The organism is Mesorhizobium sp. 113-3-9 (assembly GCF_016756515.1).
Taxonomy (GTDB): Bacteria; Pseudomonadota; Alphaproteobacteria; order Rhizobiales; family Rhizobiaceae; genus Mesorhizobium.
In genome coordinates this window covers 2,783,227-2,808,670 of the sequence record NZ_AP023246.1, presented here as the reverse complement: position 1 = coordinate 2,808,670, position 25,444 = coordinate 2,783,227, and the positions used below count along the sequence as shown (strand labels likewise).

Annotated in this window: 28 protein-coding genes and 2 pseudogenes; 11 read left to right on the top strand and 19 right to left on the bottom strand. The window is 61.3% G+C overall.

What is annotated here, in order from left to right; translation table 11 throughout:
* Positions 1 to 79: 79 nt before the first annotated feature.
* The 8 genes from MesoLj_RS13645 to MesoLj_RS13610 form a co-directional block, all read right to left on the bottom strand.
* On the bottom strand, positions 80 to 856 hold the full coding sequence (locus tag MesoLj_RS13645) for a lytic transglycosylase domain-containing protein (RefSeq protein ID WP_202326314.1): 777 nt from the start codon (positions 854 to 856) through the stop codon (positions 80 to 82).
* Positions 853 to 1,182 (bottom strand): DUF736 domain-containing protein, encoded by a 330-nt coding sequence (locus tag MesoLj_RS13640; RefSeq protein ID WP_202326313.1) that lies wholly within the window; start codon positions 1,180 to 1,182, stop codon positions 853 to 855. The genes MesoLj_RS13645 and MesoLj_RS13640 overlap by 4 nt, the downstream gene beginning before the upstream one ends.
* Positions 1,183 to 1,218: 36 nt before the next feature.
* Positions 1,219 to 1,764, bottom strand: coding sequence for a S26 family signal peptidase (locus MesoLj_RS13635; protein ID WP_202326312.1), 546 nt, complete (start codon positions 1,762 to 1,764; stop codon positions 1,219 to 1,221).
* Positions 1,761 to 2,252, bottom strand: coding sequence for a DUF2840 domain-containing protein (locus MesoLj_RS13630; protein ID WP_202326311.1), 492 nt, complete (start codon positions 2,250 to 2,252; stop codon positions 1,761 to 1,763). Before MesoLj_RS13630 ends, MesoLj_RS13635 begins: the two co-directional genes overlap by 4 nt.
* Entirely contained in the window at positions 2,249 to 3,298 is a 1,050-nt protein-coding gene (locus tag MesoLj_RS13625; protein ID WP_202326310.1) for a replication initiator protein A, read from the bottom strand. The genes MesoLj_RS13630 and MesoLj_RS13625 overlap by 4 nt, the downstream gene beginning before the upstream one ends.
* Before the next feature lie 16 nt (positions 3,299 to 3,314).
* Positions 3,315 to 3,596, bottom strand: coding sequence for a helix-turn-helix transcriptional regulator (locus MesoLj_RS13620; protein WP_140774519.1), 282 nt, complete (start codon positions 3,594 to 3,596; stop codon positions 3,315 to 3,317).
* A gap of 302 nt (positions 3,597 to 3,898) precedes the next feature.
* The gene (locus tag MesoLj_RS13615) at positions 3,899 to 4,225 is read right to left on the bottom strand and encodes a DUF736 domain-containing protein (RefSeq protein ID WP_140774520.1); all 327 of its coding nucleotides are present in this window, start codon (positions 4,223 to 4,225) and stop codon (positions 3,899 to 3,901) included.
* 597 nt (positions 4,226 to 4,822) lie between these two features.
* The gene (locus MesoLj_RS13610; protein ID WP_202326309.1) at positions 4,823 to 5,674 is read right to left on the bottom strand and encodes an MEDS domain-containing protein; all 852 of its coding nucleotides are present in this window, start codon (positions 5,672 to 5,674) and stop codon (positions 4,823 to 4,825) included.
* A 259-nt stretch (positions 5,675 to 5,933) separates the two neighbouring features.
* Between MesoLj_RS13610 and MesoLj_RS13605 the strand changes: the two genes are divergently transcribed.
* Positions 5,934 to 7,577 (top strand): putative bifunctional diguanylate cyclase/phosphodiesterase, encoded by a 1,644-nt coding sequence (locus MesoLj_RS13605; protein WP_202326308.1) that lies wholly within the window; start codon positions 5,934 to 5,936, stop codon positions 7,575 to 7,577.
* Positions 7,578 to 7,664: 87 nt separating this feature from the next.
* Here MesoLj_RS13605 and MesoLj_RS13600 read toward each other — a convergent pair whose 3' ends face one another.
* Together MesoLj_RS13600 and MesoLj_RS13595 are read right to left on the bottom strand one after the other, a co-directional pair.
* Complete coding sequence (locus MesoLj_RS13600; protein ID WP_202326307.1) at positions 7,665 to 7,940, bottom strand: hypothetical protein; 276 nt, start codon at positions 7,938 to 7,940, stop codon at positions 7,665 to 7,667.
* 171 nt (positions 7,941 to 8,111) lie between these two features.
* Positions 8,112 to 8,321 carry a cold-shock protein gene (locus MesoLj_RS13595; RefSeq protein ID WP_027145347.1) on the bottom strand — a complete coding sequence of 70 codons (210 nt, stop codon included), beginning with the start codon at positions 8,319 to 8,321 and terminating at the stop codon, positions 8,112 to 8,114.
* Positions 8,322 to 8,943: 622 nt separating this feature from the next.
* Here MesoLj_RS13595 and MesoLj_RS13590 point away from each other — a divergent pair.
* Together MesoLj_RS13590 and MesoLj_RS13585 are read left to right on the top strand one after the other, a co-directional pair.
* Positions 8,944 to 9,408: an Hsp20 family protein gene (locus MesoLj_RS13590; RefSeq protein ID WP_202326306.1), complete on the top strand. Its 465-nt coding sequence runs from the start codon at positions 8,944 to 8,946 to the stop codon at positions 9,406 to 9,408.
* Positions 9,409 to 9,482: 74 nt separating this feature from the next.
* The gene (locus MesoLj_RS13585; RefSeq protein ID WP_202326305.1) at positions 9,483 to 9,962 is read left to right on the top strand and encodes a hypothetical protein; all 480 of its coding nucleotides are present in this window, start codon (positions 9,483 to 9,485) and stop codon (positions 9,960 to 9,962) included.
* 406 nt (positions 9,963 to 10,368) lie between these two features.
* Here the strand turns inward: MesoLj_RS13585 and MesoLj_RS13580 are convergent, their stop codons facing one another.
* Together MesoLj_RS13580 and MesoLj_RS13575 are read right to left on the bottom strand one after the other, a co-directional pair.
* The gene (locus tag MesoLj_RS13580; protein ID WP_244735379.1) at positions 10,369 to 10,707 is read right to left on the bottom strand and encodes a DUF2285 domain-containing protein; all 339 of its coding nucleotides are present in this window, start codon (positions 10,705 to 10,707) and stop codon (positions 10,369 to 10,371) included.
* A 217-nt stretch (positions 10,708 to 10,924) separates the two neighbouring features.
* Positions 10,925 to 11,119, bottom strand: coding sequence for a transcriptional regulator domain-containing protein (locus MesoLj_RS13575; protein WP_140774524.1), 195 nt, complete (start codon positions 11,117 to 11,119; stop codon positions 10,925 to 10,927).
* 274 nt (positions 11,120 to 11,393) lie between these two features.
* Between MesoLj_RS13575 and MesoLj_RS36730 the strand changes: the two genes are divergently transcribed.
* The gene (locus MesoLj_RS36730) at positions 11,394 to 11,900 is read left to right on the top strand and encodes a helix-turn-helix domain-containing protein (RefSeq protein WP_342215828.1); all 507 of its coding nucleotides are present in this window, start codon (positions 11,394 to 11,396) and stop codon (positions 11,898 to 11,900) included.
* Between the two features lie 102 nt (positions 11,901 to 12,002).
* Here the strand turns inward: MesoLj_RS36730 and MesoLj_RS13565 are convergent, their stop codons facing one another.
* The 3 genes and pseudogenes from MesoLj_RS13565 to MesoLj_RS13555 form a co-directional block, all read right to left on the bottom strand.
* A complete protein-coding gene (locus tag MesoLj_RS13565; RefSeq protein ID WP_140774525.1) occupies positions 12,003 to 12,338 on the bottom strand; it encodes a hypothetical protein in 336 nt (111 codons plus the stop codon).
* A 64-nt stretch (positions 12,339 to 12,402) separates the two neighbouring features.
* Positions 12,403 to 12,595, bottom strand: a pseudogene (locus MesoLj_RS13560) (CsbD family protein).
* A gap of 216 nt (positions 12,596 to 12,811) precedes the next feature.
* On the bottom strand, positions 12,812 to 13,483 hold the full coding sequence (locus tag MesoLj_RS13555) for a hypothetical protein (protein ID WP_244735378.1): 672 nt from the start codon (positions 13,481 to 13,483) through the stop codon (positions 12,812 to 12,814).
* 139 nt (positions 13,484 to 13,622) lie between these two features.
* Between MesoLj_RS13555 and MesoLj_RS13550 the strand changes: the two genes are divergently transcribed.
* On the top strand, positions 13,623 to 13,928 hold the full coding sequence (locus tag MesoLj_RS13550; RefSeq protein WP_244735377.1) for a helix-turn-helix domain-containing protein: 306 nt from the start codon (positions 13,623 to 13,625) through the stop codon (positions 13,926 to 13,928).
* A gap of 63 nt (positions 13,929 to 13,991) precedes the next feature.
* Here the strand turns inward: MesoLj_RS13550 and MesoLj_RS13545 are convergent, their stop codons facing one another.
* Complete coding sequence (locus MesoLj_RS13545) at positions 13,992 to 14,318, bottom strand: DUF736 domain-containing protein (protein ID WP_202326303.1); 327 nt, start codon at positions 14,316 to 14,318, stop codon at positions 13,992 to 13,994.
* Positions 14,319 to 15,352: 1,034 nt separating this feature from the next.
* Positions 15,353 to 15,589, bottom strand: coding sequence for a hypothetical protein (locus MesoLj_RS13540; protein ID WP_140774526.1), 237 nt, complete (start codon positions 15,587 to 15,589; stop codon positions 15,353 to 15,355).
* A gap of 281 nt (positions 15,590 to 15,870) precedes the next feature.
* On the opposite strand from MesoLj_RS13540, the gene MesoLj_RS13535 reads away from it, so the two are divergent.
* A complete protein-coding gene (locus MesoLj_RS13535; RefSeq protein ID WP_244735376.1) occupies positions 15,871 to 17,295 on the top strand; it encodes a cryptochrome/photolyase family protein in 1,425 nt (474 codons plus the stop codon).
* 11 nt (positions 17,296 to 17,306) lie between these two features.
* Here MesoLj_RS13535 and MesoLj_RS13530 read toward each other — a convergent pair whose 3' ends face one another.
* Positions 17,307 to 17,924: a ChrR family anti-sigma-E factor gene (locus MesoLj_RS13530; RefSeq protein ID WP_202326302.1), complete on the bottom strand. Its 618-nt coding sequence runs from the start codon at positions 17,922 to 17,924 to the stop codon at positions 17,307 to 17,309.
* Positions 17,921 to 18,460 carry a sigma-70 family RNA polymerase sigma factor gene (locus tag MesoLj_RS13525; protein ID WP_140774529.1) on the bottom strand — a complete coding sequence of 180 codons (540 nt, stop codon included), beginning with the start codon at positions 18,458 to 18,460 and terminating at the stop codon, positions 17,921 to 17,923. Before MesoLj_RS13525 ends, MesoLj_RS13530 begins: the two co-directional genes overlap by 4 nt.
* A 287-nt stretch (positions 18,461 to 18,747) precedes the next feature.
* Between MesoLj_RS13525 and MesoLj_RS13520 the strand changes: the two genes are divergently transcribed.
* From MesoLj_RS13520 to MesoLj_RS13500, 5 genes and pseudogenes are all read left to right on the top strand, one after another.
* Positions 18,748 to 19,287 (top strand): sigma-70 family RNA polymerase sigma factor, encoded by a 540-nt coding sequence (locus tag MesoLj_RS13520; protein WP_202326301.1) that lies wholly within the window; start codon positions 18,748 to 18,750, stop codon positions 19,285 to 19,287.
* Positions 19,288 to 19,478: 191 nt separating this feature from the next.
* Positions 19,479 to 19,866 (top strand): annotated as a pseudogene (locus tag MesoLj_RS13515) (ATPase domain-containing protein); the annotation flags it as partial.
* Between the two features lie 116 nt (positions 19,867 to 19,982).
* Positions 19,983 to 20,735, top strand: coding sequence for an ImuA family protein (locus MesoLj_RS13510; RefSeq protein ID WP_202326300.1), 753 nt, complete (start codon positions 19,983 to 19,985; stop codon positions 20,733 to 20,735).
* A complete protein-coding gene (locus MesoLj_RS13505) occupies positions 20,650 to 22,170 on the top strand; it encodes a DUF6504 family protein (protein ID WP_202326299.1) in 1,521 nt (506 codons plus the stop codon). The genes MesoLj_RS13510 and MesoLj_RS13505 overlap by 86 nt, the downstream gene beginning before the upstream one ends.
* The gene (locus MesoLj_RS13500; RefSeq protein ID WP_202326298.1) at positions 22,167 to 25,439 is read left to right on the top strand and encodes an error-prone DNA polymerase; all 3,273 of its coding nucleotides are present in this window, start codon (positions 22,167 to 22,169) and stop codon (positions 25,437 to 25,439) included. The genes MesoLj_RS13505 and MesoLj_RS13500 overlap by 4 nt, the downstream gene beginning before the upstream one ends.
* Positions 25,440 to 25,444: the final 5 nt, after the last annotated feature.

The window sequence follows — 25,444 nt, the reverse complement described above, 5'->3', positions numbered from 1 at the left end:
GTTGTTGCCTCGTGCCCTCCCCATTTCGTTCGCCCTGACGTCCAGGACAACGCTTCGGCACGATTTGGACTGTTCGCCATCATTGTGCCGGTACTCCGGCTCGGGACATCGCGAAAAGTTCGCGCGGTGGCGCACCGGCCGCAAAAAGATCGCCGGCGAAATGTGCCGCCGAATGCTGGCCGGATGCATCTTTGCCGAATGCGGAATCGGATCCTGCGTCGAAGGCCGATCGCGCCATAAACAGTGGCGCTGCCCTCCACGTCACGGCCTCGGCATGTCCGGCGGTGAGCGAGCCGGGCGCGTCACCGCCGCCCCAGAAAGGGCGAAGTTTCGCGACATACGCTCGGGTCTCAGCAGGGAGCGGTCGGCCCTTCAAGGAGACTTCGTAACGCCCTGGACCGGCATTGTAGGCAGCCAGAAAGCCCGGTGAGCCGTATCGGTCATACAGCTCGCGAAGATATGCGGTGCCGGCAAGGATGTTGTCGTGTGGATCGTAAGGATCGCGGCCGAGCTGGTGACGAAGGCGCAGCTCGTCCCAGGTTGCGGGCATGATCTGCATCAGGCCCACGGCGCCCTTTCGCGAAACCGCGCGCGGGTCCCGCGCGCTTTCGAGGCGCATGACTGCCCGTATCCAGAGCTGCGGGACGCGGAAGCGATGCGAAGCCTCGGCGATATGCGCGGCATAAGGATCGCCTGCCGATTTGTGCGGCGCCGGGGCGGATTGTGCGACAGCCCCTGTCATGGCGTTGCACAAGATCAGCATGCCGCCGATAAGGCAGAATGCCTCTCGCCGACCAGCCAACCGACTGACGGGGCGGCTTCCGTTCGCACAGTCCGGCGCCGATGACCCGTTCATCGAACACGCTCCGGGCGCGATTTCGGCCGCAGCCAGCGCAGCGACCAGGAGCCGCCATCGGATTGGAACAGACCAGCGCGGAAGCGCCGGCCAAACAGCGGATCGTCAAATCGACAAGACAGATAGTCGCCAGCGGTCTGCCCGGTTTCCTGCCAGGCCGCGCCGACCTCGGGGCCGTTGCCATCGCCGATGTGGATGCGAAAATCCGGCGTCTTTGCGTCAAGTGTTTTGGTCGGCACGAGCACCAGCTCGGCATCCACGAGCAGTGTTTGAATGCGTCCGGAGTAACCCGATTCTGTTTTCTGAAAGACGCCGATCTCGGCCATGGACAATCTCCTTCCTCTTGAGGGCTGGGTTGAATTTCAGTTCGACGGAGCGAGCCACGTGTAGTGACCATCGCCCCTCTCGTCGGTCCAAAGCGGCAGTGCGCGTCCGACGATCGAGCTCGCCGGAAACGGACCGAAATAGCGGCCGTCGAGACTGTCTCCGAGCTTCCGGTTCATGACGAAGATTTCGCCAGCGGCGATGATGCGGCAGCCCTGCCAGTCAGGCAGGGCACGCCCCTGGCGGTCGCGCTCCAGTGCAGCACCGACCGCCAACCCGTCGACCATGATGACGCGACTGAGACGGCAGACTTGCTGACCAGGAAGCCCTTCGACGTGTTTCAGCATCGGCACGCCAAGCGGAAGGTAGCCACGCTTGGCGGCGAACCGGGCGACCTTCTCTGGCGGTTGGATGACCGCGAGCGCGCCAGCCGCCGGAACGGTCATTGTCTTGATCGCGTAGAGCCCAAGAGGCGCGCTGGCCGACGCGTTCCACAGCAGCAGCGGCGGCGCCTCCACGACAGCGGGAGCGGCCGACATGACGACGGCGGCAAACGCTGCGGCCACCCAAGCGGTGCGGCTCATGGCGTCCCCCGCTTGCGCAACAGAAAGGCCCGGTGCTGCTCGACCGAATAGATACGCGGCGTTCCGCCGGCTACGAGACGGTTGTGGGTCTGACGCCAATAGTCCGGCGCGGCCTCCGCCGGATCGAGGCCGATCGCCTCGATCGCATCGATCAACTGGAGAACACGCTCAACCTTGTCCCAGCCTGCGATTTTGAGCAGGATCTCTCCGCCTGGCCGAATGTAGGGCAGCGTCTGATAAGGTTCAGCGGCCAAGACCGCGCGCACGATGTCGATGCGCGAAACGACAGTGCCAAAGTCATTGGCCGCCCAGCGCACGAACGCAAAAATACTGCCTGGCGCAAATCCGACGACGCGCCGCCGCTTGTCGATGATCGTCTCATGGACAGGATGTCCGAAGCGAATGCGATGCTCGATACGCTTCTCGATCCAGGTCAGCTCGACCGTCGTGAGGTCGTCGCGCGGCGTCGATTGAGGAGGCGACGTCATGTGTCGTCTCCTTCAACCCGGTCGACGCATCGCGACGGCCGCTCCTCATCGCCGCGCTTACCTGCAAGACTGTTAGATTGAGCGTTAGACTCTAAGTTAGGGGCGCGATTTTCCGTTGCGGTCCGGTCCCTTAAGGCCGATCTCGGTTCCCGAAAGCACGAGGGTCCGGTTCCCGATGGCACGATAGTTCGGGTTCCCGATGGCACGACCCTGTCCACTGGCGCGGGCACCGGTTCGAAAGCCAGCAACACACGCCCATTGGCTTCGACCTCCGTGAACAGGAGGTATCCTGGCAAAGGCTGGCGGCGCACGATGTCACGCAGCTCGAAGGCGAAGCGTTTGAGCGGCGAGAGGCTGCCGGACTTCAGATGCAGGTGCCGGATGTCGAAACGCCAGCCAGCGCGCTGACGTCCGCCATGCTTGCGCACCAGCCGATAGAGCCACCGATCCAGCCCACCCGTCAGTCGGAAATAGGCCCGGTCAATGGTCAGGATCAGCGCGTCGTCCATGACGGCGCGATAGAACCAATCAGGCAAAATCAGTTCGATGCCGAGCGGGCGGCCGTTTCGATCGACGCGCTCCTGCCATTCATTGATCCACGAGAAGCGATGGCGCCGGCCTTCCGCGGTTTGGCGAATGGAGGTGACGACGCTTGTCGACTGGAGGCGATCGAGCGCCGCCTTGAGGCGCAAATAGTCTCGCTTCGAGACACCGCGGCCGACGAAGGTCAGCATTTCATAAGGCGTTGCAGCCATCAGGCGCGACGTGCGCAATCCGGCATCCCGCGCGCTGACGATCTGGCTTGCGGCCCAGATCAGGATATCGGCGTCCCAGATCGTCGCCATGCCGTGGTCCGGCATCGCTTCGACGCGGATCGCCACATCGCCGGCGTGGAAATCGATCGGCGCGACGCGCCTGGATTTGGCAAGGGAAAAGAAGGGATAGGCCATGAGGTCCTGCGCATCGCGTGGCGCGACGACACCGGGCAGCGCGTGGAACAGATCAAGCTGTCCGCGTTCCGACGGTTGGCGTGCGCGGCCAGACATTGGGGAGATCAGCCCGTCAGCGCCTTTCGCGTCCGGCATAGGCGATCAGGCGGGCCGATTGCGGCTTGGCTGGCAGCACCGAGCCATGCGGATCGGATGTCGAGCTCATGGCGCCGCGCTGGACCCAGGCCTGGAGGTCGTCGACGGCGTAGACGACGCGGCCGCCGAGTTTACGATAGGCAGGCCCGGTGCCGTAGGTGCGATGTTTCTCCAGCGTGCGCGCCGAGAGGCTGAGGAAATGCGCAGCTTCGGAAGTGCGCAGGTAGCGCGGCGGCAATGGCGCGGCGTCGGCATTCATGGGGTGTCTCCTTGCTGCCGTCGCGATTGAACGGCGATCCATGGCCAGGATGGAGGAGCAAGGGCACCGCGATCAGGTGCGCAATTGCGGGGCGCTATTTCGCACCGCGACGAGGCCTTAAGGCGTTGCACCGGCGCGTGCGCGGCAGTGGGTTGTAGCCGCGCTCAGCCATCTTCAAGCCATCGCGCATCAGTCGACCCATCCGATGACAGCAAGCCCGGTCAGACGGCCGGCGGCGTGGAAAGCTTCCGCGGTCCCCGCAAAGGACGCCTCGCCCGGTACCGGGCGAGGCGTCTGCCTTTTCATTCGCCATTGCGGCGGCTGGGGCGGGACCAGATGAGACTGTGGCCCTCGCCTTCCTCATCGGCGAAGAGGTTGGCGTAGATCGGAGCGGTGAAGCTCGGATCGTCGAGCTTGAGCCCGAGATAGTCGCGGCCCTCGTTGGAGCGCTTGGACCAGGCGGCGCCGATTTCGGCCTTGCCGACCACCACGCGGTGGCTTGGAGCGTTCTCGCCGCTGGCCCGGGCGTCGGGGACGATGCGCACGCCTTTGGCCTGGACGCTGAGGGTGACGATCTCGCCGGTGAACTCGTTTGCAGTGGTCTTCTTGAAAGTGCCGATTGTGGCCATTTTCAGTCTCCGTCTTCTCATTTCCGAGCCCGCACCATGCGACCTCGATGGCGATCGAGAGGCCGAAGGCGTCCGCCGCCGCATCGCTCGCGACCGCAGCGAAGCGAAGGATGGCGCAGACGCGCGTTTCTTGGTTCCGCGAGGAATGGGCTTGCGCAGGGGAAGAAACGCGCGACGCGCCATTGCGGCATAGGCGGTCGAGGCTTCAGCCGTCCTTCGGCCAGATCAGCCCGTTTGAGAGGTCGTTGGTGCGCTCTGTGAAATGAAGGAGGAGGCAATGGCGGCGTCGGCCGCTCAGAGACGAAGTGGATCGGTCCGCAAGGACGTCAACCTACAACGGCTTGCCCCGCATCAAAGCGTATGTCCGTCCGGTGCCAAGAGCATACGACGCCACATTACGAAGGTCCGGTTTGGGCCGGAAGCGGACTGGCGACTTGTGGCTGCCGAGAAGTGATAGCGGACGTTGAACCCGCAGAGGCTGCCCGGAAACGCATCGCATATCGCAGTTTTCATCACCGGGCAAAACAGCACTCGCAGGCCGCGTTGGAGCGCAGGCTCCGGTCCAGCTTCCATCGCAGAAGCAACCCCGGACTTGTGCTACTCGCCAAGAACCATGTGCAAGAGCTGGACCGTGCTCCGCGCGTTGGTTTTCTTCAGAAGGTTCGCCCTATGGAACTCGACCGTTCGTGGGGCAATTTTCAAGGTGCGAGCAATCTCCTTACTCGAATAGCCCCTGACGATTTGGGCGAGCACGATACGCTCGCGAGCCGTGAACGTGGCGCGGCTGGTGTCCGCCAGGATATTCAATGCGCCATTCAGCTTCCTGATTTCCTGCTTGGCGGCCTGGAGCTCCGGCGTCTCGAGAAATTCCCATTCTCCGTTTCGCCGGGTGATGGTGAATTGATGTGCTCGTGCGACATCGAGAAGGTCCACCGCCCTGCTTTCCGACAGGGAATAAGTGCACAAAACGAGCATCTTCTGACCCGCCAGCGAGTGGTCGAGTTCATGCTCGTATTGGCAAAACTCCTGCCAGTGGCTGGTCCCGATCCAGAATGCGTTGCCGCTGATTCTGATCCCGGCATAGCCCCGTTTCAACGCTGCGCGCAGCTTCTCATTCCAGCCACCGGTGATGCGCTGTATGTCGAACTCGCCGCCCGGAAGGTACCAGTCCGTAGCAGCAATGATCTCCATCTGGCCGGCAGTCAGGCGTGCATCGATGTCGGGGATGGATTGCCGTAGCGCATCCTTCACCGTCTCTGCGTCGATCGGATCGGAGACCGCCCAGATGCAGAATTCGTTGTCCTCCAGCCCGGCTGAGAAATAGGAAGCGTTGGTTGCAAGCAGGTCCTGTTCCGCTTCGTAGAAGACGCAGATGTGTGTGCCCCAGGACATCTCGCCCATGACGCGGATGCCGGACTTGCGGAGCGCGTGGGCAGGCTCATCGGTCATGTCGATGCCGCTTTCCGGGGCACGAGTACGTCACTGAGCCACTAAATCAGTCGCAGCAGACGGCGGCCCACGCCACGTCGGCCATTCCGTTACGGAACCTGTTGATCGTGCCAGTAGAATATTCGCGATAGCTGGCCATCTATGGGGGCATGCATCTCCGGACAGTATCAGCCCTGGCCCCAACATGACAGAGATTTTCAAGGCCGGGTTCGGCAATCTGATCCGCGGTACCGCGGTCGCCAACCCGCGCCGCTATGGCGTGCCGGAAGGGATCGCGGCCCGGCTGCCCGATCTGTCGAGAGATGGTTTGGCCATCAGCGATCTGCGTGAAAAGGGTATGGCGCTCGTCTACGTCAACAGGGCTTTCCAGGACATCACCGGCTATTCCAGCGACGAACTGATCGGCAGAAACTGCCGCTTCCTGCAAGGCAGCGATCGCCTTCAACCCGAAATCCAGTCCATTCGCGAAGCCATCGCCCGGCGTGCGGATGTTACCGTCACGCTGAAGAACTATCGCAAGGACGGTAGCTGGTTCTGGAACGAACTCAGCCTTTCACCCATGAGCATCTCTGGTGGTGAGCCGACGCACTATATCGGACTGATGCGGGACGTGACGACGAGCAGGGTCGCGGCCGCGCAAATTGCCCAGAGCACCCGCGCCGACATGCTCACCGGTGTGCTCAACAGGTACGCCTTTGTCGAGGACGTCGACATCCTGTTGCGTCAGGGGGAACGGCCGATGCTGCTTATCAAGATCGACATGGCTCGTTTCCATGACATCAACGAAGGGTACGGATATGACGTTGGCGACCAAGTGCTGATGCAGATTGCCCGACGCCTGACCAACACAGGCGCTGCACTGGTCTGCCGCACGGGATCCAATGAGTTTGCGCTCGCCCAGCCGCTTGGCCATGCCGACGAGGCCCAAACGGCAATCGAAATGATCCGGCAGTCGCTGGCGCCGCGATACCTCGTTGCGGGCGCAACGATCGGTATACGTTTCGCCATGGGCTATGTCGTTGGCACCCAGACGACGGACGCCATCACGCTGGTTCGTCGTGCCGGTGCCGCTTTGCATCGGTCGAAGTCGTCGGCGTTCCTCGATATCTGCGCATTCAGTGCCGAGGACGACAGGCGTGCCCGGAACCGACTGCGCATGACCAGCGAAATGCAGCAGGCCCTGGAACATGACGAGTTCGATTTTCACTACCAGCCGCAGGTCGACCTCGCCACGGGAACGATTGTCGGTGCTGAAGCCCTGTTGCGATGGCACCATGGCCTGTTTGGGATACAGTCGCCTGACAAGTTCATCGGCCATGCCGAAGACACGGGCCTCATACTCGACATCAGCGCCCGGGGTCTTCGCACCGTCGCCGACTTTGCTGCGCGCGTGAACCGGGACCGACAAGTGCCGATAGCCTTCTCGTTCAATGTTTCGCCGCTGGAGTTCAAGCTTCGTGACATGCCGAAATTTGTCTCCGACGTGCTCACGGCCAGCGGCGCCGATGCTGCATGGATCAAGCTAGAGCTCACCGAGAGCCTGATGGTCGAAAGTTCCGCGGAAATGCTGTCGATCATGAGACATCTGCGCGAACTGGGCGTCGGCCTGTCCATCGATGACTTCGGCACCGGCTACGCCAATCTGCGCTACCTCGAAGATTTCCCCCTCACGGAGATCAAGATCGATCGCGGTTTTGTCAAAGGACTGGCGCAAAGCCGTTCCAAGCGGGTCATCATTGAGTCCATCATCAGGATTTCAAGAGAACTCGGCTTTCATGTCGTCGCCGAGGGAATAGAGACAGAGGTCGAACGCACGCTGTTGCGCGACATGGACTGTGATTTCGGGCAAGGATTTCTGTTCGGTCGGCCGGTTGACGCTGCAAGATTTGCATCGCTGGCTTGAGCGATTCTCTGGAGCGGAAAAACAGCTCGATCCGCATGGCGCCGTTGACCGCGCGGGTGGGCGCTGGCCTAAGCCGCCATCAAATTACTAAGCCCGATCGAACGTGAAGGATGTCAGAAGCGTGGTCACAAAGTTGCTCGCCTTTTCCTTGACGAGCGTCTCCGTCCATTCGTCGGTCCCACGCAGCATCAGCCCCGTGTAAATGCTGTCTACCGCGGCCTCTTCGATGCGTTTGATATGCGACTTGAATGCTGCTTCGTCGCCCGTCCTGTAAATATCGCGGACAATCATTCGCAGGATTTCCTGGATGGCGATCTGCCAGGCGGTGTTGATCGTCTGAAGCTCGTTCGTCGTTTCGGTCATCCAGATCTCCTTAATCTTGACGGCCGTCGACAAGGTGCGGCGATGCGCACGGGATTTAAATTGGATCGGTCGGCCGGACATAAAAAAGGTCAGGCAACTTTGCCTGACCTCGCTTGGTCTCATGCTTTCAACAGTGCCAGTACATCCGTGGTCAAAGGAAAGCTGAACCGATCAAACGGCCTGGAGATTGCAGGCCGACATCTTGCCCGATTTGTTGTCGCGTTCCATCTCGTAGCCGATCTTCTGACCTTCGACGATTTCGCGCATTCCGGCGCGTTCGACGGCAGAGATGTGAACGAAGGCGTCGGCGCCGCCATTGTCAGGCTGAATGAAGCCGAAGCCCTTGGTGGAATTGAACCATTTAACTGTGCCAGTGGTCATGATGAACCCTTTTCATAGCAATATTGAACGACGGCAACGCAACCGCGAAGCCGTTTGTGACGATGACGATTTTGAAGGGAAGGTTCGTTCAGGGCACGATGCCAAACGCGCGATAACCAAAGCTCAGCAAGCAATATCGACAGGGCAATTCATATCCTGCTTCCATAGCTACGTCAACTTTTGATTTTGGAAAATGCGATTTCAACTTTTTGTTGTATTTGTCGAGGATGCAAACCGGCCGAACGCCCAAGAAATGAATTATGCTGATGCAGGGGATAGAAACGGCCATTGAGCCATGAAGGCAGCCATACGAAATTGTCCATTGCCCAATGGCCAGACCTTGTCGAAACTCATCGCGTCGGCCATCCGGTCCTTTCCAATACAGCGCCGCAATGCGAGCCGCGCTGCTCCGTGGTCAAGATGATATCCAGGCCGTCGCCACCCCTTCTGGCGACAGGTTTTCACGCCATCAAGATGCATGGAAATCTTTTTTGCGCAGGGGTCTTGAAGCTGTTTTCGACGCTGCCCAAATCGTCCGCCGTCGAGGCTGTATAGCTCGACTACGGGCGCTGCCGCTGGGCGGCGCACCTTGTACCCATGTTGCTTCAAGGAGAATGTGGCTATGAGAACCTTTGACTCCCTTTATCGAACCACCGTCGGATTCGATCGTCTTTTCGACATGCTCGAAAACAGCGCCAGGACCGACTGGCCGCCTTACAATATCGAGAAGACGGGTGAAAACGACTACCGTATCGCCATGGCTATCGCCGGCTTCAGTTCCGAAGAGGTAGAGTTGACGCAGAATGGCCCGGAACTTGTGGTTGTCGGCCAGAAATCCGCCGACACGGAGGGGCGTCAGGTGCTGCACCAGGGCCTTGCCTTGCGCAACTTCAGACACGTGTTCAAGCTGGCCGACCACATGAAGGTCGTCGCTGCGTCCCTGGAGAATGGCCTGCTCAGCGTCGAGATCGTGCGGGAAATCCCCGAGGAACTGAAACCTCGCCGCATCAGCATCGGCTCTGGCGACGCTATGGCGTTCAGCAAGCAGATCATCCAGGACGTCGAGAAACCGCGTAAGGTTGCCTGACGCCGATATTTCAACACGAACACTGCGGTCGCCTCCCGGCTTCGGTCGGGAGGCCTCGATTGCGGAGATTGGAGATGAATCAGCAGACTGAAACATTCCGCGCCCCAACCCGACGCACCGGGCGTTTAGAGGGTCTTTTTTGCCTTCTCGACAGCCCGGGCGATGTGCTCAAGCATCCACGCATGACCTTGGACGAAAAGCGCGCCTTGCTCGCATCATGGGCATCGGATGCGCATGCCGTCGAAAATCGCCCCACCCTACGCAAACTGGACAATGGCAAGATCGTCCCCGTCGACGATATCTTGCGATGCCTGAAGGCGCTGGATCAAGTCGGCCCCGCCGGCAAGGTTCTTTCGCGTCGGGCAATGCCGCGGACCGTGGCGTTCGATCGCCATGACCGGCGCATCAATGGATCGCCGCGCAGACGGCGCTTTACCGGCAGGGACGATGATGATGATCCGCCGCCTTGCCCCGTCGCCGTCGCGCCGCGCGTACCAGGTGGCGGGCAAAGTGGCGCGTATGTGATGGCCAATCGCGAGCCGGCCTATGCCTGACCAAGCGCTCGTTGGCGAAAAGGCACATAGCAACCCCTGCGCCGGTTCGCAGCGGGTTCGCAAAGGCAGGCCTTCCGCCCTGCTTTTGAAGATGACCCTGCAAACGCCGCCTATTTCCTGAAGTGCCCAGCGTTCCGGCTGCAATGCACGGCCGTGTGTCTTCATCATCGTCCGGCATCTCCATCAGCACCGTCCCCAGTCTTTGCAATCCAGTTTTGGTCGAGGCGCTTGCCGTCCTTTGAAGCTCGAACATGCGGCCAGGTGACTAAATGGCGGCTTTTGGGAGCAAAGAACTTTGGCACGAATGAGCGAATGGAGGCGTAAAGCCGCCATTCGCTTCAGGATTGAGAGTAGGCGGCTCTTTGGAGACAGCGCAGGAGGTGGACAACGCGACCGGCGGCGCTCGTCAGGAATTGCGCCGCCGCGCACGCAGCAATTGCCGATAGCCGCGCTCAACCATTTTCACACCGTCGCGCACGAGGCGTTGCGTCTGATAGCGGAAAGCCGAGTCGTGCCAGTTGTCGGCGCTGACTAGCCGCCGGCCGAACAAGGCGGTTGCGACGTCGAAATGAGATGCCTCCTCCTCACGGCCGTCAAGGCATTGCAGCATAAGGCCTAGGCGCCGGCGATGTGCCTTGGACAAACGGGCGTCGGGAAGATGCTGCCTGTGGATCGAGCGGATGAACCGCTCGATCGCCTGCAGCCGGTCGTGCGCCATGTCGTCGAGTGGAATTATGGCGGCCAACGGTTCGCCTGGCTGCGCATCGCCGAGAAGCGCCAGCTGCGCTCCGCCCGGCGAAGAGCGCAGGTGAAGACCGACTTCATCACGCTGCCCCGCGGTTATCGGAACGCCGAGGGCGCTGACCTCCCGCGCTCGCACATCTGGCGGAACTTTGATTAGGTTCACAACCCCAGGGTCGATCTGCGGCGCCCAATAGACGGGCTGCTCGACTGCGGATTGGTCAGGCCTCGCGGCGAAATTGCAACCCCCAGCGCTTGCGCAATGCGCGCATTGCGTTGGCCGAGCGGGACGCCGCGAAGTCATGCTGGTACTGGGGATTGCGGCGCAGGAACTCCCAGGCAATCTCATCAGCGGCCGCGCCTTTGACGAACGCATATGCCTGTGGGTCACGCCACTGCGATGTATCCGGCTTCATCCGCATCCTTCCCTTCTCAAGGATTTGATAGGGGGACGTGGCTTTGAGCGAAATCCTTGGATTCCGTCATTGACGAATGGGCGCGGAGAACTCTCGGCGGACCGATCAGATGGAGACTTTCGTGACGCTTAAAGGCGACCGGGCAGCTCTCTAGATCTTCCGATGGAGGTCAAGGGGAATGCTCTCAGCCGTACACAGTCTTCGAAACTGAAGAGCGCTTCAAACCTTCGACCGCGTCCCGGAACATTTTAGCCTCATTGAATGTTCATCATAGATGACGAAGCCAAACGAATCCGAGCAATCTGTCGAAGCCAGCCGACAGGAGTTCTCCTTGGCGTATTGCCGGGCTGCGCGTGCACTGTTGGACTGGTCCCAGCTGCGCTTGGCCGCGAGGTCCAATCTAAGCGCATCTACAATACGCGACTTTGAAAGCGGCCGGCGCATCCTGCGCGCGGAAAGGATCGCAGCTCTTCGCAAAGCCTTCGAGACGGCCGGCGTAACGTTCACGGTCGGCGGCCCGTTGCTGTCAACGACCTCGGCTGGCTCGCCACTCGCTGAAGCAAACCGGCCAGCTGACGCACCAATAGCTGACAAACGATCCGCCAAGCGGGCGCCGAAAAAGCCACGCAGTCGGCCGTTGAAGGGTGAAGATGCCGAGGTCAAGCACATCGTGGAGATACACGAGATCTTGCCGACCCAAGCGCGAGAGTTGGTGCGCCGCCACGGAAACGATTGGCGCAAGATCGACGAAGCCGCGAAATCCTACAAAGACACGGAATAGAGTTGTGCTCGACTGCAAAGCTTGAATGTGCAGCACTCAAGGCAGTCACGGAAAACGGTGAGTCCCTAACGACGCTCTTGAATCTGGCAAGCCGGTGTTGGCTCACTGGGCGGTGTAGAAGGTCGGCAACACCTTGCCTTTTTCGCCGAGCAGGCAAACGAAGCGATCAGCCGCTCCGGTTTTCCCGTTGCGAGCGATATAGGCCTCGCCAAGGATGACCGTTTTGACCGGCACATCTTCCACTTTGGTGTCAGCCTTGCTGACGGCGATACTCTCCATGTCGATCACGAGATCGCTGATGTCCTTAGACTTCTCCTGGAGCGCCAGCAGACCAGTCGATTTGCATGCAGTGACGGCCGGGTCGTCAGTCGACTGAGCATGGGCGCTTCCTGCCAGCAGCACGAAAACCACCGATGCCGCGATTGTCTCTATCCGCATTTCGTTTCTCCAAAGGAAAAGCCCGCGTCGCCGCGGGCTTGTGTCAAAATTGCGTATTGATGGATCAGGCTTTGTCGACCAGGTTCTTCACCGCGTCTTTGACCTGACCCTTGGCGACCTGGGCCTTGCCCTTGGTTTCCTGGATCTTGCCCTTCGCCTGTTCCTCGTGATTGTGCACGGCCTTTGCCGATGGCCTGACGTGCCTTGCCGGCGACCTCGTTGGCCTTGCCTTTAACCTTGTCCGACGTGCTTCCCATGTTCAGCTTCCTTTCGGATTCACGCATTCACTCCGCAAAAGACGCCGCTCATCGACAATTGGCTCCATTTTTCGGGACACCGCCGTCGGGCGAATAGCAAACGCGCTGTAGAACGAGAACCCGACCACTGCTCACTGTTCTAAATCGCGTAGCAGGAGACCGCTACGCCACACTCGGCCGCTGCAGCGGCGCCCGTAAATCGGGACGTTGAGGTATCTACTGGCTCGCGCCTTGCAGTGTCTTGAACGTGTCCGCCCAGGCGCGATAGGCCTCGTCATCACCCTGGCTCCAGGCGCTGAAGGCGCGCCAGGCAGCGAAGGACGATGCAGGCTGCTCGAACAGCGCACCGATCGGCTGGTTGCCTGCAGGCCAGCCGGCCGGCTGTTCGCTTACCGCCTCATGCGTGAGGCGCCGCAGATCGGCCAGGGCAGAGCGGATCTGCGGGAGCGGAAATTCGCAAAGGTCGGTGTTGTCACTCGCCTCTCGCAGGATCACCGCGAGCTTGGCAACCACGCCTGCCAAGGATTGCGCAGGCGTCACCGCAAGCTCGGCCAGCAAGGCGTCGGCCTTCTCGGCATCATCCGGCTCCACCGCTCGGGCATCGAGATAATCGCGGCCGCCGCCAGCCCCCTCCCCGCACCCGATGGCCTCCCCGGCGACGAAGAGCGCGCTGCGCTCCGAGAGCCCATCCTTCGCCTGCTCCTGCCGGACACAGGAAGCCAGCATCGCTAAGTGAGCGTCGATCCAAGCATGGGACAGTAGAAGCACCGGATCGGTCGACAACGAAGCGTCATCAGAAAGGCTGGCATGCACGCCGGTCAATGGAGATTGCATCTCCCGTCCGAGCGTGACGGAAGGCAAAGTCGTGGTATTGTCGGAATCAGCCATGATCCGAGCTCCACACAGCTTGGCTTTGGTCAGGTCGGGCAAGGTGTTGCTGCACCCTGCTCGGCAGCTCACCGCAGCATAGCCGACCTTGGAGATCATCCATCCCCGGCCGCATGCATCGGTAACAGTGGTGATTTAGATGAACGCAGACAAAAAATCAAGCCCTATGGCATCAAATGATACTTTTGGTATAGGTGAACTCACAAGTGGACAAGTGCGAGCCGCACGCGCTCTGCTTCAATGGGATCAGAAAACGCTTGCTGAACGGTCGAAGGTCTCCGTAGCTACAATCAAACGACTTGAGCCTTTGGCCGGTCCGATAAAGGCAAACAAAGTGACTATCGACGCATTGCGGCGCGCATTCGAATCCGCAGGCATACGGTTTCTTCCAGAGAATGGTGGTGGCGCTGGCGTCCGGCTCGCCAAACGTTCTGATCAATCATAGGCGAGCTTCCGCAGTCACCCGCAGGAGACGCCTCGCCCGGTACCGGGCGAGGCGTCTGGCGATTCAGTCACCGTTGCGGCGGTTAGGGCGGGACCAGATGAGACTGTGGCCCTCGCCTTCCTCGTCGGCGAAGAGGTTGGCGTAGATCGGAGCGGTGAAGCTCGGATCGTCCAGCTTGAGGCCGAGGTAGTCGCGGCCCTCGTTGGAGCGCTTGGACCAGGCGGCGCCGATTTCGGCCTTGCCGACCACCACGCGGTGGCTTGGAGCGTTCTCGCCGCTGGCCCGGGCGTCGGGGACGATGCGCACGCCTTTGGCCTGGACGCTGAGGGTGACGATCTCGCCGGTGAACTCGTTTGCGGTGGTCTTCTTGAAGGTGCCGATGGTAGCCATTTTCAGTCTCCGTCTTCTTCGTTTCCGAGCCCGCACCATGCGATCTCGATGGCGATCGAGAGGCCGAAGGCGTCCGCCGCCGCATCGCTCGCGACCGCAGCGAAGCGAAGGATGGCGCAGACGCGCGTTTCTTGGTTCCGCGAGGAATGGGCTTGCCCAGGGGAAGAAACGCGCGACGCGCCATTGCGGCATAGGCGGTCGAGGCTTCAGCCGTCCTTCGGCCAGATCAGCCCGTTCGAGAGGTCGTTGGTGCGCTCCGCGAATTGAAGAACGGAGGCGACGGCAGCACTGGCTATCCAGAGACTTGAAGCGCATTAATAGACGAGATGTCCGGCGTTCACCTCCTGGCGTGACCCGAATGAAAGCTTCCGCCCACCCGGTGGCAGCAGTGCGCGGCGGAGTACTCCGAATGTCTCATTTGGGGCCGAGAACGGACGGTCGGCTTTTGGGCCTTGTCGGCGAAAGCCGACCTTCGGTCACGATCGAATGAGGCTTCAAACAACCCTTTTGGAATGGACCTGCTGTCATTCGTTTTGATTTAACCGGCTTCGGTTATGCTGGTCGGAAGATGGAGCAGCACATGCGGAGGAGTTCGCAATCGCAGTCGTCGGCTACGTTGTGGCTGTAAACTTTCTGGCATACGCCGCCATGGTGTTCGACAGGCTAGCGCCGAGAACAGGTCGCAACGCATTCCCGAGTCGACGCTTCTGTACCTCGCCTTCATCGGGTGTAGCATCGGACTTTGATCACTCAGCAAACGATCCGGCACAAGACGCGCAAGGAGCCGTTCCGCTCCAGGCTCGTTGGCATCCTCCTGCTCCACGTCTTCGCGACAATCGCGCATATACTGGGATTGTTCGTTACGGGATCGCAATTCCTCACATTCTGAGATGAATTCGGACCGACTGCCGACCGTCGCTACAAAGGTGGACGACGCGAAGCGGATATACAGCAACCTGATGCCAAAGTGTCCGTATGTTGCGCCCAACATCCGTACCGCCGCCGGATTGTGACAGAGATAGCGGCCAAAAGTCCTAACCAGCTACCTTGCAGTCATTATTCCAGCGGGCTCGCATCGCAATTTTCAACATGTCTTCATCAGCCATGCCGGTCTGGAAAAGCCTAATGAGTTCCCCAGCGATTTCGTGCGCATGGGAGGTGTCGGGAAGCACATGAAATTCAGCACACAAGCAGTCAAAAACAGCTTTTAGTGTGTCGAGGTCGTTGGGATAAAATGCTTCGCAGTAAGAGCGCACGTGTCGGTTATGCATCAGACGCCTCCAAAGACGGGAGAGTGCGATAGTCACTCCCAACCAGCGATGCCCAAACAGGGTCGCGGGCTTCATCGTTATGGCAGCGTCGCTACAGGCCGTCATTAAACTATGATGTACCCGGATTCGTTCATGAGCATTTGGCGCTACGAAGGCAGAACGCTGATAGACGCTTGATTGCAGTGATCCGATCCAGCTGCTCGAGCGTAATCGTCCATCATGCGTAAGAGGATGGGGCGATAAACCAATATCGCCACGCCGCACAAGAGAGACTGACGCGAGTGAGACCTGATCCCATCATCGTTCTGTTCCGCAACGACCTACGAATTTCGGACAATCGGGCACTTTCGTCCGCAGTCGACGCGGGCAGACCCCTCGTAACGCTTTTCATTTTTGACGAAGGCCTGCAAGATGCGCGCCCGGCAGGGGCAGCCAGCCGGTGGTGGCTTCATCACTCGCTCTTGGCGCTTTCAAATGCGCTCGAAAAGCTCGGCGCGAACCTGGTGCTGCGCCAAGGTTCGACACCTGAGATTGTCGCTGAGACAGTCAGGGTTACTGGCGCTGACGCTGTGTTCTGGAACCGGCGCTATTCTCCGCCAGACATCGCCGCGGACACGATTTTGAAGTCGACATTGCGCGCAAATGGATTGAAGGCAGAAAGCTTTGACGGATTTCTTCTGCATGAGCCGTCGCAGCTTTCAACGCGGTCCGGTGACTTCTACAAAGTGTTCACACCCTTCTACAACCGGCTTTCGGAAATAGATCCGAGAGATCCGGTTGATATGCCGTCACAGATCACGGCGTGGAAGGGAACCTTGCGTTCAGAGAATCTTGATGACTTCAATCTGCTGCCAAAAGAGCCAAACTGGTCTTCTGGCCTTGCGGAACGCTGGCACCCTGGCGAAGCGGGCGCAAAAGACAGGCTGCAACTATTTCTCGAGGAACGTCTGGACAGTTATGCTGATGACCGCAACGTTCCAGGTGTCGAAGGCACTTCCGGTCTGTCACCACATCTCGCGCGCGGCGAGATTTCGCCATTTCAGATCATGGCGGCGTTGCGGCATCGGCGCGCTAAGGGCGCAGAAACCTTCCGCAAGGAAATAAGCTGGCGCGAGTTTTCCTACCATCTGCTTTTCAATAGGCCAAAACTGCACCTTGAAAATTTCCGCCCCGAGTTCGACTCACTTAATTGGCGAAGCGCGCCATCGGCTCTTAAGGCCTGGCAGCGTGGCCGAACAGGCTATCCGATCGTGGATGCGGGAATGCGGGAACTCTGGCAGACTGGATGGATGCACAATCGAGTGCGCATGATCACCGCGTCCTTCCTGATCAAGGACCTTCTCGTCGACTGGCGCGATGGCGAAGAGTGGTTCTGGGGCACGCTGGTCGACGCCGATCCCGCGAACAATGCAGCCAGCTGGCAGTGGGTAGCTGGCTCGGGTGCTGACGCTGCTCCGTATTTCCGTATCTTCAACCCGATCCTTCAAGGCGAAAAGTTCGATCCTGAGGGCGCCTATGTCAGGCGCTACGTGCCGGAATTGACCCGCCTGCCGAACCGGTATGTGCACCGGCCGTTTGAAGCCCCTGCCTCGCTGCTTGCAGAATGCGGAGTTACCCTAGGAGAAAACTACCCCTCGCCCTTGATCGATCATGCGGCGGCAAGAGAACGCGCGTTGGAGGCCTATAAATATACTCGTGGCGGTTAGAGCGTTCCCGATTACAGCCGAAGAAGCGGCTGTATCATCCGCCCCCAGCCGCTTTGAAACTTGATATTCCCCTGTAGCGCGACGATGCAGACACACGTAGCGCCTTGGCATATCGTTGGCTTGTGTTCGAGGGTCTCGTCGGCCTCGTCGAAGTCGCCGGGGCCGTAGCGGCCGAACTGATGCTCGAATGCCCCTTCCAGCACGCATGTCCACTCATAACCTGTGTGTTTATGATGTGGCAGTTGAATCCCCGGTTCAGCTTTCAGCATGAAGACCTTGATATTCGAGACCACGGGTACGGATATCGACCGCTGCCTCACGCCCGGCCAGACCCATCGCCATTTTCCAAGCTGATAGCGATCGAGCGGTTCTTCCGGCGTCGCGATGGGCGCCGGCAAATTCGTATCGATCAATCCCAAAACCTTTTGCAGGGCATCAGGCTTCATCGCCGCCGGCGATGTCTGATCAAGAAGCACGCCCCCTATCGCCTCATACCGACCAGTCTTGCCGTTGCAGGCAGGACATAAGGACGCGTGTACTGCAACGACAACGCTGCGCCCTTCGTCAAGCGTGCCGGAAGCGAAGGCTGCAAGCGTTTCTTCAGTCGGATGGTGGGTAATTGGATTCATATCAAATCACCAAGTCTCTCTTTCAGCCGCTGCAAGGCCAGCCTGATCCGCGACTTGACTGTCCCGAGCGGTAGCCCCAGCAGATCCGCGATCTGCGAATGGGGGAGGCCGTCGAAGAAGTACATTCGGATAACGCGCAACTGCTCCGCCGGTAGAGACACCATTGTCGATCTAACCAACGCCTCGCGCTCTGCCGAGAGTAATTGACGCTCAGGCTCATCAAGGTCCACGCCTTCGTCTCCGGCCCATGGTGCCACGCGACCGTCGCGGCGCACCGCATCGACGCTGACGTTGCGGGCAATCGCATAGACCCACGCCGAGGCGGAAGCCCGCGACGGATCATATTGTGCGGCCTTTCGCCAAAGCCTGACCAGGGTTTCTTGCGCGAGATCGTCGGCGCGATCAGGGCTTGCGCCACGCCTAATCAACATGGCTTTCACCCGCGGCGCGTAGTGTTCGAACAACTCCACAAACGCATCCCGATCCTGTGTCGTCCCGACACGATTGATCAGCCGGGCTGGGTCGAATTCTTCCATCGCTCTCTAATAGATGCGCAAGCTTGCTCCGGCTAGCAAGGCTGAGCCGCTGTTTCTCCTTCTTCATTACGCTCCAGACGATCGTTTGGATCACTGAGGTGCGTTACGCCTGTTTGGGATCGCAACATTTAATCCGTCGAAGTGATCCATTTCGAACCGACAGACGTATTTCCCAGAACGCGCACATGCAGATTAGCGCTCGATGACGAGCGGGCCGAAAGCGGGTCTATAGGATGAGCCAAGTCTATCACGGGTCGCCAGCAGTCAAGCTTGACAGGTCAAGTCCAATGACGCGCGATGGCATAACCAAACTGATCTTGAGAACAAGCAAACAGGACCGGGCTGCCTTCGACCTCCTTTACCGGCATACCAGCAGCAAGCTGTTCGGCGTATGTCTGCATATTCTTGGCGACCGAGCGGACGCCGAGGAAGCGCTGCAAGAGGTGTTTTTAAAGGTCTGGGCAAAGGCCGACCGCTTCGCAGTATCGGAGGTGAGCCCTATTTCATGGCTGATTGCGATTGCGCGCAACCAAGCAATAGATCGCATCCGATCGCGCCGCCCGCCGTCTCTGGAGATCGACCAGGCGAGAGATGTAGCCGATCCCTCTCCGTGGCCGGAGGCACATATCCTTGCCTGCGATTGTGTCAGGCTGGTTCATCGATGCATCGACCATCTGCCCAAAGAAAAAGCGGAAGCCGTTCGAAGTGCATATTTCGATGGCGAATCTTATGCGGTACTGGCGGCGCGATACAACGTACCGCTCAACACGATGCGAACATGGTTACGCCGAAGTCTGATAAAACTCAGGCAGGCAGTGGAGGATTGAAACTCGGTTCTTGTAACCGAACGTATCCCGCGGCTGCTGCCTCGCGGGGTCAAAGGCTTGTTCCGATGAGTACGATTCCATCCGCGCCCGGTAATCGGCGCAAAGCTGCTTTGGACAGAGCTTGAAACACGGCCTCGTTTGCCGTGCGAAGCGGAACCATTGAAATCGCCATCCGTCAGGCTGTTCAAGAAATGCATGAGCGAGGCCACGCGCACCAGGATGACGCTGTCCTGCGGGGCGGGTACGCAAAATTCCGCTCACGTCTCGTCGAGGGCAGGCCCGGTTCAGGTAAAACAACCCTTGGTCTCCAGTTCCTGATCCAAGGAGCGGAATTGGGTGAGACGGTGCAGTCCGCGCTTGCCGAAATCGAGCGTATCAAACCAGATCGGGTGGTGTTCGACTCGCTTTCGGAAATTCGATTGTTGTCCCAAGGGTCGTTGCGCTACCGGCGGCAGGTCTTGGCATTGAAGAGCTTCTTCCTTCTGAACAACGCCACCGTGCTTCTACTGGATGACCTTATGCTGAACATGACGATCTCAACCTACATTCGATCAGCACGGCGTCATCCGCACGGAGCGGCGCAATAAGCAAGCGGCGCCGCGCACGGTCGCCCATACCCCTTGACTCCCATCCTGCAATGATAGAACAAATAGAGAACATGGATATATACGCTTTCACGGAGGTCAACGACCATCTTGCGGCCGGAGCCCGCCATCGACGCACTGCGCGCGCAGATCGAAAAGATCGAAGGCCGGAGCCGACGCGCCAGATCGGTGCTTCCATTCGGGATTGCCGAGCTGGATGCTCGGCTTCCGGGCGGCGGACTGGCGCTCGGCGCGCTACATGAAATCGCGGGCGGCGGCAACGGCGCCATCGACGGTGCGGCAGCCGCCCTATTCGCGGGCGGTGTCGCGGCGCGCACAAGAGGCAAGGTGTTGTGGTGCATCACCCGGCCCGACCTCTTCGCTCCAGCACTGGCGCAGGCCGGCCTGGGGTCGGACCGTGTCATCTATGTCGAGGCCGGCGACGACAAGACCATCCTCGCTTGCATGGAAGAAGGCATCCGGCATGGTGGGCTGGGCGCGGTCGTCGGTGAAGTTGCGCGCCTGACCATGACCGCCTCGCGGCGGCTGCAACTCGCCGCCGAGGAAGCCCACACGGTCGGCATCGCGCTGCGACGATGGCGGCGGCAGACGGAGGCAGCCGATTTCGGGCAGCCGACCGCCGCGATGACGCGCTGGCGCGTCTCTGTCTTGCCCTCGGCGCCGCTGCCCGTGCCAGGCGTCGGCCGGCACCGATGGCTGGTCGAATTGATCCGCGCCCGCGCGGGCGAAAGTGCCGATTTCGAATTGGAGGCGTGCGATGGCACGGGTCGTCTCGCTGTTCCTGCCGACCTGGCCGACCGACCGGGTGCGGCGGAAGGCCGGCGGCGCAGCGGCGCCGGCTGAGGCGCCGCTTATCCTGATCGGCCGCGACAAGAACAGGCGCGTGGTGCTTGCGGCCGACGCGGCCGCACTCGCCGCGGGCCTGCGGCCCGGCATGCCGGTAACAAAGGCGCAGGTGCTGGTGCCGGGCCTCACCATCCAGGACGCCGACCCGCAGGCGGATGCCGAAGGTCTCAATCGGCTGGCGGTCTGGATGCTTCGATTTGCGCCGATTGTGGCGCCCGATCCGCCCGACGGGATGGTCATCGACACGACAGGCGCCGACCACCTCCATGGCGGCGAAGACGCGATGCTGGAAGGCATGGTCGGGCGGCTCGCGATGTCAGGCATTGTCGCGCGCGCGGCGATCGCCGACAGCTGGGGCGCGGCGCATGCGCTGGCCCGCTATGGTGGCCAGCCGATCCGCATCGCACCGGCCGGCGACGGCCAATCCATCCTCGAACCGCTTGCGCTCGAGGCGCTGCGGCTCGCGCCTGAGACGGCCGCCGAACTGCGACGGCTTGGCTTCCAACGCATCGGCGATCTTCTGAACCAGCCGCGCGCGCCGCTTGCCCTGCGCTTCGGTCCGGAGATCGGCCGCCGTATCGATCAGGCGCTGGGCAATGTCGCCGAGCCGATCGACCCGGTTCGCCCGCCCGATATCGTCGAAGTCCGCCGCGCCTTCGCCGAGCCGATCGGCGCGGCCGAGACAATTGCGCGCTACATCGGCAAGCTCGCCGCCCAGCTCTGCGAACTGATGGAGCGGCGCGGCCTCGGCGCGCGCCGTATCGACCTCATCTGCCAGCGCGTCGACAGCCAGGCCCAGGCCATCCGCGTCGGCATGGCAAAGCCCGTCCGCGACGCCAAGCGGCTGACGCGGCTGCTTTGCGACAAGGTCGAGACCGTCGTGCCCGGTTTCGGCATCGAGACGATGATCCTGGCGGCGACATCGGTTGAGCATTTGGAGCGCAGTCAGGCGGTAAGTTCCTTAATTGAGGAAAGCGTGCCCGACGTGTCCGACCTCATCGATACGCTGATGAACCGCGTCGGCGAGCGGGCTGTCTACCGGCTTGCGCCTGTCGCCAGCGACGTGCCGGAGCGTTCGGTCGGCAAGATCGCGGCGATGGCCGCCGACACCGGCGCGGGCTGGCCCGGCCATTGGCCGCGGCCATCGCGCCTCCTGGCGCAGCCTGATCCGGTCGAGACGGTGGCGCTGCTGCCCGACCATCCGCCGGTGTCCTTCACCTGGCGTGGGGTGCGCCGGCGCGTGAAGCGCGCCGACGGTCCGGAGCGGGTCTTCGGCGAATGGTGGAAGCGCGACGCCGAGCTTGTGGCGGTGCGCGATTATTTTCGGGTCGAGGACGATGCCGGCGAGCGCTACTGGCTCTACCGCGCCGGCGACGGCGAAGATGCTGCGACGGGCTCACACCGGTGGTTTCTGCACGGGGTCTTCGGATGACCGACGTCCGCTATGCCGAATTGCAGGTCACCTCGCATTTCTCCTTCCTGCGCGGCGCGTCGTCAGCCGAGGAGCTGTTTTCGCAGGCAGCGCTTATGGGCATCGAGGCGCTGGCCGTCGTCGATCGCAACAGCCTCGCCGGCATCGTCCGCGCCCATGAGGCAGCGAGGACGACCGGCGTGCGCCTCATCGTCGGCTGCCGGCTCGACCTCACCGACGGCATGTCGCTGCTGGTCTACCCGACGGACCGCGACGCCTATTCCCGGCTCTGCCGGCTGCTGTCGCTCGGCAAGGGCCGCGCCGGCAAGGCGAAATGCCGGCTCGACTGGAGCGACGTCGTTGCCTACGGCGACGGCCTCCTCGCTGTGCTCCTACCTGATCTGGCGGACGAGATCCTGGCGCTACGCCTGCGGCATCTGCGCGAGGCGTTCGGCGACCGGGCCTATATGGCGCTAGCGCTCAGGCGCCGCCCCAACGACCAGCTTCGCATCCATGACCTGGCCGCCCTCGCCTTCCGGATGAAGGTGCCGACCGTCGTGACCAACGACGTGCTCTTCCATGAGCCGGGCCGTCGCATCCTGCAGGACGTCGTCACCGCAATCCGGCACAACGTCACCATCGACGCGCTCGGCGAGCGCCGCGAACGGCATGCCGACCGCTATCTCAAGCCGCCTCCGGAGATGCACCGGCTCTTCGCGCGCTATCCGGAGGCGCTCGCACGCACGATCGAAATCGCCGACCGCTGCCGGTTCTCCCTCGATGAGCTCGCCTACCAATATCCGGAAGAGCGCGACGACCCGTCGCTGACACCACAGCAGGCGCTCGAAAAACTGACCTGGCAGGGCGCTGCCACGCGCTACCCCGAGGGTCTGCCCGATAGCGTCGCAGCGTCGCTGCGCCACGAATTGCGGCTGATCGAGAAGCTCGATTATGCACCCTACTTCCTGACTGTGAATTCGATCGTACGCTTCGCGCGCTCGAAGGACATCCTGTGCCAGGGCCGTGGGTCGGCCGCCAACTCGGCTGTCTGCTATGTGCTGGGCATCACCTCGATCGATCCCGGCCGCAACGACCTTTTGTTCGAGCGCTTCGTCTCCGAAGAGCGTCGCGAGCCGCCCGACATCGATGTCGATTTCGAGCACGAGCGGCGGGAGATCGTCATGCAATGGGTGTTCGACGCCTATGGCCGCGACCACGCTGCCTTGTGCTCCACAGTCGTGCGCTACCGCACCAAGGGCGCGCTGCGCGATGTCGGCAAGGCGCTCGGCCTTCCCGAGGATCTCGTCCGCACGCTGTCCGGCCAGGTCTGGGGCTGGTCCGAGGAAGGCGTCGAGGATCATCACGTCGAGGAGCTCAATCTCAACCTCGCCGATCGCCGCCTGCGGCTGACGCTCAACCTTGCCCGTCAGTTGATGGGCGCGCCGCGCCATCTCAGCCAGCACCCGGGCGGCTTCGTGCTCACCCATGACCGTCTCGACGACCTGGTGCCGATCGAACCGGCGAGCATGAAGGACCGACAGGTGATCGAATGGGACAAGGACGATATCGACGCGCTCAAATTCATGAAGGTCGATGTGCTGGCGCTCGGCATGCTGACCTGCATGAAGAAGGGCCTCGATCTCCTCGCCGACACCAAGGACATCCGTCTCGACCTGGCCACCATCCCTGCCGAGGATCCGCGCACCTACGCCATGATCCGCAAGGCCGATACGCTCGGCACCTTCCAGATCGAGAGTCGGGCGCAGATGTCGATGCTGCCGCGGCTGAAGCCGAGGACCTTTTACGATCTGGTGGTGCAGGTGGCGATCGTGCGCCCCGGACCGATCCAGGGCGACATGGTCCATCCCTATCTGCGCCGGCGCGAAGGGCTGGAGCCGGTGCACTACCCGAAGCCGGAGCTCGAAAAGGTGCTCGGCAAGACGTTGGGCGTGCCGCTGTTCCAGGAGCAGGCGATGCGGGTCGCCATCGAATGCGCCGGCTTCACGCCGGGCGAAGCGGACATGCTTCGCAAATCGATGGCCACCTTCAAATTCACCGGCGGCGTCTCGTCCTTCAAGACCAAGCTGATCGAGGGGATGGTCGACAATGGATACGAGCGCGACTTCGCCGAGCAGACCTTCAAGCAACTCGAAGGCTTCGGCTCCTATGGTTTTCCCGAAAGCCATGCCGCGTCCTTCGCGCTGATCGCCTATGCCTCGGCCTGGCTTAAATGCTGGCACCCGGACGTCTTTTGCGCGGCATTGCTGAACAGCCAGCCGATGGGCTTCTACGCGCCGGCGCAGATCGTGCGCGACGCGGCCGCGCATGGGATCGAGATCCGGCCGACCTGCGTCAACGCCTCGCGTTGGGACTGCACGCTCGAGCCCGTCGACGATGATGGCCGCTTCGCCGTTCGGCTCGGGTTGCGCATGGTGCGCGGTCTCGCCAATGGGCATGCCAGCGCAATCGTCGCAACGCGCGCCGATCAGCCTTTCGCCTCCGTCGACGATCTCTGGCGGCGCGCCGGCGTGCCGCAGGCCGCACTCGTTCAGCTCGCCGAGGCAGACGCGTTCCGGCCAGCACACGGTCTCGCCCGGCGCGAGGCGCTATGGGCGATCAAGGCGCTGCGTGACGAGCCGCTACCGCTGTTCGCGGCCGCGTCGGCCCGTGAGACTGAGGTGGTGCCCGAGATCAACGAACCGGCGGTGTTACTTCGGCCAATGACCGCCGGCGGTGAGGTCGTGGAAGACTACCGCCACATCGGCCTCACGCTACGCAGCCATCCGGTGTCCTTCCTGCGCGACGACCTTCGACGCCGACGCATCGTCTCCTGCGCCGAGGCTATGGATGAGCGCGACGGCCGATGGCTGGAAGCGGCAGGGATCGTGCTCGTCCGGCAGCGTCCTGGCTCGGCCAAGGGCGTGATGTTCATCACGCTCGAGGACGAGACTGGTATCGCGAACCTCGTCGTCTGGGCGAAGGTGTTCGAGCAGCACCGGCGCACCGTTTTGTCGGCGGGCATGGTCGCGGTGCGGGGCCGGATTCAGCGGGAGGGCGAGGTAGTTCATCTCGTCGCGCGGCGCATCCTCGATTTATCCGCCGAATTGGCCAGTGTTGGCGAGCGTGAGGGCAAATTTCCCGTTCCGTATGCGCATGGCGATGAGGTGACCAATGGCGGCTCCGCACCCGATCCGCGCGAGCTGCCGCCCAAAGGACTGCGAACCCGCGACATCTACATTCCGGATCTCCACATCGACAACATCAAGGTCAAAACGCGCGATTTTCGCTGAAGCAG

Bases quoted from the DNA above. Each gene is read 5' to 3' on its own strand.
- MesoLj_RS13645 (WP_202326314.1), bottom strand. From the start codon at position 856: ATGAACGGGTCATCGGCGCCGGACTGTGCGAACGGAAGCCGCCCCGTC.
- MesoLj_RS13640 (WP_202326313.1), bottom strand. From the start codon at position 1,182: ATGGCCGAGATCGGCGTCTTTCAGAAAACAGAATCGGGTTACTCCGGA.
- MesoLj_RS13635 (WP_202326312.1), bottom strand. From the start codon at position 1,764: ATGAGCCGCACCGCTTGGGTGGCCGCAGCGTTTGCCGCCGTCGTCATG.
- MesoLj_RS13630 (WP_202326311.1), bottom strand. From the start codon at position 2,252: ATGACGTCGCCTCCTCAATCGACGCCGCGCGACGACCTCACGACGGTC.
- MesoLj_RS13625 (WP_202326310.1), bottom strand. From the start codon at position 3,298: ATGTCTGGCCGCGCACGCCAACCGTCGGAACGCGGACAGCTTGATCTG.
- MesoLj_RS13620 (WP_140774519.1), bottom strand. From the start codon at position 3,596: ATGAATGCCGACGCCGCGCCATTGCCGCCGCGCTACCTGCGCACTTCC.
- MesoLj_RS13615 (WP_140774520.1), bottom strand. From the start codon at position 4,225: ATGGCCACAATCGGCACTTTCAAGAAGACCACTGCAAACGAGTTCACC.
- MesoLj_RS13610 (WP_202326309.1), bottom strand. From the start codon at position 5,674: ATGACCGATGAGCCTGCCCACGCGCTCCGCAAGTCCGGCATCCGCGTC.
- MesoLj_RS13600 (WP_202326307.1), bottom strand. From the start codon at position 7,940: ATGACCGAAACGACGAACGAGCTTCAGACGATCAACACCGCCTGGCAG.
- MesoLj_RS13595 (WP_027145347.1), bottom strand. From the start codon at position 8,321: ATGACCACTGGCACAGTTAAATGGTTCAATTCCACCAAGGGCTTCGGC.
- MesoLj_RS13590 (WP_202326306.1), top strand. From the start codon at position 8,944: ATGAGAACCTTTGACTCCCTTTATCGAACCACCGTCGGATTCGATCGT.
- MesoLj_RS13585 (WP_202326305.1), top strand. From the start codon at position 9,483: ATGAATCAGCAGACTGAAACATTCCGCGCCCCAACCCGACGCACCGGG.
- MesoLj_RS13575 (WP_140774524.1), bottom strand. From the start codon at position 11,119: ATGAAGCCGGATACATCGCAGTGGCGTGACCCACAGGCATATGCGTTC.
- MesoLj_RS36730 (WP_342215828.1), top strand. From the start codon at position 11,394: ATGACGAAGCCAAACGAATCCGAGCAATCTGTCGAAGCCAGCCGACAG.
- MesoLj_RS13565 (WP_140774525.1), bottom strand. From the start codon at position 12,338: ATGCGGATAGAGACAATCGCGGCATCGGTGGTTTTCGTGCTGCTGGCA.
- MesoLj_RS13555 (WP_244735378.1), bottom strand. From the start codon at position 13,483: ATGGCTGATTCCGACAATACCACGACTTTGCCTTCCGTCACGCTCGGA.
- MesoLj_RS13550 (WP_244735377.1), top strand. From the start codon at position 13,623: ATGAACGCAGACAAAAAATCAAGCCCTATGGCATCAAATGATACTTTT.
- MesoLj_RS13545 (WP_202326303.1), bottom strand. From the start codon at position 14,318: ATGGCTACCATCGGCACCTTCAAGAAGACCACCGCAAACGAGTTCACC.
- MesoLj_RS13540 (WP_140774526.1), bottom strand. From the start codon at position 15,589: ATGCATAACCGACACGTGCGCTCTTACTGCGAAGCATTTTATCCCAAC.
- MesoLj_RS13530 (WP_202326302.1), bottom strand. From the start codon at position 17,924: ATGAATCCAATTACCCACCATCCGACTGAAGAAACGCTTGCAGCCTTC.
- MesoLj_RS13525 (WP_140774529.1), bottom strand. From the start codon at position 18,460: ATGGAAGAATTCGACCCAGCCCGGCTGATCAATCGTGTCGGGACGACA.
- MesoLj_RS13520 (WP_202326301.1), top strand. From the start codon at position 18,748: ATGACGCGCGATGGCATAACCAAACTGATCTTGAGAACAAGCAAACAG.
- MesoLj_RS13505 (WP_202326299.1), top strand. From the start codon at position 20,650: ATGGCACGGGTCGTCTCGCTGTTCCTGCCGACCTGGCCGACCGACCGG.
- MesoLj_RS13500 (WP_202326298.1), top strand. From the start codon at position 22,167: ATGACCGACGTCCGCTATGCCGAATTGCAGGTCACCTCGCATTTCTCC.